This window comes from Pedobacter hiemivivus (genome assembly GCF_005144565.1).
GTDB classification, from domain to species: domain Bacteria; phylum Bacteroidota; class Bacteroidia; order Sphingobacteriales; family Sphingobacteriaceae; genus Pedobacter; species Pedobacter hiemivivus.
This window is the reverse complement of sequence record NZ_SWDX01000024.1, coordinates 1-5,880: the sequence shown is the minus strand read 5'-3', so window position 1 is coordinate 5,880 and position 5,880 is coordinate 1. Positions and strand designations below refer to the sequence as shown.

Below are 5,880 nucleotides of genomic sequence, written 5' to 3'. Positions count from 1 at the left end.
TGTTTGAACACTGACCATTCTTAACTTGTATTAATAATAGTCTTATTCTAATTATATTGTCTAGTTAGATTCTGACTTGAAAAAATAGCTTTGGTTTTCATGTACTTTGAAACTGTACTATCTTACCTCGCTATGCTTTATAAATGACATCTCTTTAATGAACTTCTCGAATCACCTCACGGATCTTCTTTATATTTCTTCGTTTATTATTCTTCAGTTTCGTTTCGGTCTTAATGTTCCGAATCTCAGTTTCAAATTTTCAACGTTTCAATCTTTTTTATTCTGTTAACAAACTCCGTTTGGTAACTCCCGTTCTGTTTGGGATTGCAAAGGTAGAAATCTTTTTGGCTTTTTCAAGTTTTTTATTAAACTTTATTTCTTTTATTTTTCGAGGCTTTTAACAACCCTTAAAGAAACACCAATCTCTTTTTCTAACCCTTCATTCAACCTTCATCTTCTTCCTTTTCTTACAAACCCTTCCTCCGAAGCGGGATGCAAAAGTAGGAAAATTATCTCCCCTCACAAACTTAAATCAACTATTATCCCCATCAACCCCATAACTCCCTACAACACAACCAGAAAAACTGAACGCTATTTTAAAAAGGTAGGATTATGGACTAAGGATGCGATACAATTTATCATAAGCTGAATAACCAATCCTTTGTTTGATGAATATTTGGAGATCCTTTGGAGATCCTTCGGGGATGGTCTAAGACTGGTAGGAGTCTCTTAGGACTCTAGTAGGACTCTCCTAGGACTCTGGTAGGACCCTAGCTCCTTTGAAACTCCTTTCGGACTCCTTTCAAACTCCTTGATGTATAAATTCATCCCCGAAGGAAACCAAAGGGCAAACAGTAAAATTCTCAGCTCTATAACCTTAATCCACAAAAAAGCCCTTACGGTATTACTACCATAAGGGCCTATCTAAAATTAAGTTAAATAACACTGTAAAATCAAACGATCAATACTGTCCTGTAGACAACAACACCAATGTACATGCCTCTACAGGCTCAATTCCATTAGCCACCAACAAACTTTCCAATTCTACATTTTCAGTCCCAGGATTAAAAACAACCCTTTTAGGCTTAGTTTCCAATATATAGTCATAATACTGATCTTGCAAATGTGTACCTATATATAAGGTTACAGTATCAATATCATGATGTATTACACCTTGTTTCTCAATTTCGACACCAGCAACCTCCCCTTTTTTAATTCCAATGTTCACAATATCATGGCCTTTAGCGGTAAGCATATGGGCCGCACGATAAGCATAACGTTCAGGATTTGGGCTTGCACCTATAATTAAAGTCTTCTTCACCGTTTTATTTTATATGTTTTCAACAAATACCTCTGCTAGTGTAAGCCAAAACTATTCCATTTCTTAACTTTATAACAAATAACAATTAAAATCTGTTTGGATTAGCTCATCTTTAAAACCGCATTAGCGCAGTTTACCCCATCAATAGCAGCAGAAACAATACCACCGGCGTAACCGGCTCCCTCTGCACAAGGAAATAGTCCAGAAACTTGTGGATGCTGAAACGTTTCCCTATCCCTCGGAATACGCACAGGGGATGAACTCCGACTTTCTACACCCACCAAAATCGCTTCATTGGTATAATAGCCTTTCATCTTTTTCCCAAATACAGGCAATGCACTTTTTAAGCTCGAAGCCACAAAATCAGGAAGCGTATCTTTCAGTATCACACTTTTTGTCCCGGGTAGATAAGAGTTCTTGGGTAAATCGCTAGAAAGCCTTCCCTCAACAAAATCTACCATCCGTTGTGCAGGAGCAACCAATTTACCACCACCCAATTGAAAAGCGCTCCGTTCTATTTCTGCCTGAAAATGCATCATTCTTAAAGGATCATCGCCTTTTACATCTTCCAATGTAATTTGAACCACAGTTCCAGAGTTTGCAAATGGGTTATTTCTTTTAGAGGGCGACCATCCATTTACAACGATCTCGTTTTCATAGGTAGCGCATGGAGCTATAATTCCCCCCGGACACATACAAAAAGAGAATACACCCCTACTACCTACCTGCTCTACCAAACTGTAATAAGCAGGCGGCAAAAACTCACTTCGAATATCACAATGGTATTGCGCCGCATCAACAATAGCTTGCGGGTGCTCAATTCTGACGCCTAAGGCAAAAGGCTTTGCCTCAACAAGAATTCCCTTATGATGTAACAATTCGTAAATATCACGAGCCGAATGGCCAGTAGCTAAAATAACGGCATCGGCAGACAAACTATAGTCATCGTTAACCATCACACCCTTCACTTTTCCAAAATCGACCTGAATATCGGTCACCTTCTGATCAAAATGGACTTCACCGCCAGCATTTAATATAGTTTCTCTGATGGCGGTTATAATTTGAGGTAATTTATTAGTACCGATATGTGGTCGGGCATCAATTAAAATATCATCTGTTGCACCATGTTGCACAAAAGTCTGCAACACTTTGTTGATATCACCACGCTTATTAGATCTGGTATAAAGCTTTCCATCCGAATAGGTTCCCGCGCCACCCTCACCATAGCAATAGTTAGATTCTGTATTTACTATTCCTTCTTTATTGATGATAGCAAGATCTCTTCTTCGCTGTTTTACATCCTTGCCTCGCTCTAAAACAATAGGTTTAAGGCCAATTTCTATACATTGCAAAGCAGCAAATAATCCCGCTGGCCCTGCTCCCACAATAATTACAGGTTTAGCATTACTGACATTTTGATAGTTTATCGTAAAAATCTCTGCCAATGGCGTCTCGTCGATAAATACGCTTACCTGTAACCGATAAATTACTTTTCTAGATCTGGCATCAATAGAGCGTTTCAGAATTTTATATCCTTTAATCCGTACCAAGTCTATTTTTAAGGCAGTTGAGAGTGTTTTCTTGAGGATATTTTCAGACTCCATTTCCTCTGGAGCCATGGTGATTTCAATGTCTTTTTGCATAACCGTTGTCAGGTTTTTATCCCGAACTTGTAACAAAGGTACGGAAATTGAGTTCTAATGTGTAAATTAACACTTAAACCGAGAGGTCGTTTATTGGCCTCACGATAACTAAAATCAAAAAAAACGAAAAAATGAAAAGAACAGTATTAGCAATAGTAGGCGTTTTAGCTCTGGTTGTAACCATGAGTGGATGTGGTTACAATAGTATGGTTAAACTTGATGAGGATGTGAAAGCAAAATGGAATCAGGTAGAAACCCAGTACCAACGTCGTTCAGATTTGATTCCTAATTTAGTGAATACCGTTAAAGGTGCAGCAAAATTTGAGCAATCTACCTTAACTCAGGTAACTGAGGCTAGAGCAAAAGCTACACAGGTTACTATTGACCCAGACAAATTAACACCAGAAAACATCGAAAAATTCCAGGCTGCACAAGGCCAGGTTAGTCAAGCGCTGAGTCGTTTACTGATGGTAACAGAAAATTACCCTCAATTAAAAGCTACAGAACAATTTAGAGATGTTTCTGCTGAATTGGCTGGAACTGAAAACAGAATCGCTGTTGCGCGTAAAGATTTTAATGAATCTATACAAACATATAACACTAAAATAAGATCATTCCCTAATAATATTATGGCGGGTATATTTGGTTTTAGTCAGAAAACTGGCTTTAAAGCTGAAGCTGGAGCTGAAAAAGCACCAAAAGTAGAATTCTAATATAAAGTAACACCTTTTAAGGGTAATGCATGTTTAATTATCAAAACACGCATTACCCTTATTCATATCATGTAATCCTATCATGGGCATATTTACAGAACAAGACCAGGAGCTGATTGCGAATGCAATTTCAGAGGCTGAAAAAGCTACTTCGGGCGAAATAAGAATAGCCGTAGAAAAAAAATGCAATGGCAATGCTTTTGAAAGAGCTACCACCTATTTTTCGAAACTGGGAATGGATAAAACGGCTAAACACAACGGTGTACTGATCTACCTTGCTTACGAAGACCATAAATTTGCAATAATAGGTGACAGTGGCATCAACAAGGTTGTACCACCCGATTTCTGGGAGATGACACAAGTAGCAATGAAGGCCCATTTTGCAGGCGGTAATATTGTTCAAGGAATTATAGCCGGCATTGTACTAGCTGGAGAAAAAATGGCTTTGTATTTCCCTTTTGAAGGGGACGACATTAATGAGCTGCCAAATCATATTATTTTTATGGATCAACATGCAAAACATTAGGCAATGAAGAAATCAATCATAGCCTTATTCCTGATCATTCTTTCCGTTGCGGGCTTTGCCCAGGATTTCCCTGCTAAGCCCAATACACTAGTTAATGATTACACAGGAACGCTTTCGGCCGACCAAATACAGCAACTGGAACGAAAACTGGTTGCCTTTGATGATTCAACATCTATACAAGTGGCTATTGCCATACTCAAATCCGTTGGCGAATATGACATCAATGATTATGCCCTTCAACTGGGCAGAAAATGGGGCGTAGGCACTAAAGGCAAAGACAATGGTATAATGATCGTTGTAGCGCTTGGCGACAGGAAGATCGCTATCCAAACTGGATATGGCGTTGAAGGCGTATTGCCAGACATGTACACCAGACGGATTATAGATAATGACATCAAACCTTACTTTAAGGCCGGCGACTACTATCAAGGACTAGATGCCGGAACAAATGCAATTATTGCTGCTACCAAGGGCGAATATAAGAACGACAAACCAAAGGCTGCAAAAGGCGGTAAAGGCGGATCTGGAATCATTCTCGTGATCATCATTGTGGTGGTGATCGTCATCTTGCTTAAAAAAGGTGGCGGCGGCGGTGGCGGCAGTCAGGTTATAGGCGGTCGCGGTGTTGCCGATGCACTTTTCTGGAGCATGCTGCTTGGTGGAGGAAGAGGTTCTGGCGGTGGCGGCTGGGGCGGTGGAAGCAGCGGCGGCGGAGGAGGCTTTGGTGGCTTCGGCGGTGGTAGTTTTGGTGGTGGTGGTAGCAGCGGAAGCTGGTAATTAATACTTTAAATGGAAATATTGAAATGGGAAAAGCTTTCATCGAAATACCTGGTGAAAGAAAGATGGGCCACACTTAGGGTGGACACCTGCAAGTTGCAAAATGGAAGTACAAAAGACGATTACTACGTATTGGAATATCCAAACTGGGTAAATGCGGTTGCACTTACCGAAGACAACAAGTTAATCATGGTACGTCAGTACCGTCATGCGGCTGATATTGTTTCTTTAGAAATACCAGGTGGAGTTATTGATGGCGATGAGCTACCTGAATATGCCATCAGAAGAGAGTTATTGGAAGAGACTGGCTATTCTTTTAAAAGTGCCGAACTGATTGCAACACTTCATCCTAATCCAGCTACTTCAGACAATGTAACTTACACATACCTGCTAAAGGGTGGGACAAAAACACATGAGCAACATTTAGATGAACATGAGATTCTAATTGTCGAAGAATATACCATTGCAGAAGTGAAACAGCTACTAGCTAACCACAAAATAGATCAGGCCCTACATTGTGCGGCGCTATTTTACGGATTAATGAAACTAGAAGAATATTAAACAATTACTCCTTGTACTAAAAAAGCCTGTAAGCAAAAACTGAGGGCACTGAAAAAGTTCCTCATTTATGAGCCAGCTTAAGGAACGATCAAGTAGAACATGTTTTTTACTTGATCGTTTTTTTTATTGAACAAAGTTGAGATTTCGTTATACTGATTTTTTGATCAATATATACCTGTCTTTTTCGAAGGATAAATAAGCATTTTGGTTGCAATTGACTGGATTTAACTCAGATTTATTGAATATTAGATCAGTTTTAGGATTCTTTTTAAGTTTACGGTAAAAATTGCCATAGCCCCCTGCATTTCCATATTCTGTATTCCATAGGAAGTCGCACGT

The 5,880-nt window shown here is 39.4% G+C and carries 6 protein-coding genes; 4 read left to right on the top strand and 2 right to left on the bottom strand.

Features of this window, described 5'->3' with window-relative positions:
* Nucleotides 1-961: 961 nt before the first annotated feature.
* On the bottom strand, nt 962-1,321 hold the full coding sequence (locus FBD94_RS25785) for a CoA-binding protein (RefSeq protein ID WP_131612834.1): 360 nt from the start codon (nt 1,319-1,321) through the stop codon (nt 962-964).
* A 101-nt stretch (nt 1,322-1,422) separates the two neighbouring features.
* Nucleotides 1,423-2,964 carry an NAD(P)/FAD-dependent oxidoreductase gene (locus FBD94_RS25780; RefSeq protein WP_131612835.1) on the bottom strand — a complete coding sequence of 514 codons (1,542 nt, stop codon included), beginning with the start codon at nt 2,962-2,964 and terminating at the stop codon, nt 1,423-1,425.
* A gap of 131 nt (nt 2,965-3,095) precedes the next feature.
* Here FBD94_RS25780 and FBD94_RS25775 point away from each other — a divergent pair, with 131 nt between their 5' ends.
* The 4 genes from FBD94_RS25775 to FBD94_RS25760 all read left to right on the top strand — a co-directional run bounded on the left by FBD94_RS25775 (nt 3,096) and on the right by FBD94_RS25760 (nt 5,541).
* Nucleotides 3,096-3,677, top strand: a complete 582-nt coding sequence (locus FBD94_RS25775) for a LemA family protein (protein WP_131612836.1) — start codon at nt 3,096-3,098, stop codon at nt 3,675-3,677.
* An 82-nt stretch (nt 3,678-3,759) separates the two neighbouring features.
* Entirely contained in the window at nt 3,760-4,203 is a 444-nt protein-coding gene (locus FBD94_RS25770) for a TPM domain-containing protein (protein WP_131612837.1), read from the top strand.
* 3 nt (nt 4,204-4,206) lie between these two features.
* A complete protein-coding gene (locus FBD94_RS25765) occupies nt 4,207-4,980 on the top strand; it encodes a TPM domain-containing protein (RefSeq protein ID WP_131612838.1) in 774 nt (257 codons plus the stop codon).
* Between the two features lie 12 nt (nt 4,981-4,992).
* Nucleotides 4,993-5,541: an NUDIX hydrolase gene (locus FBD94_RS25760; protein ID WP_136882348.1), complete on the top strand. Its 549-nt coding sequence runs from the start codon at nt 4,993-4,995 to the stop codon at nt 5,539-5,541.
* Nucleotides 5,542-5,880: the final 339 nt, after the last annotated feature.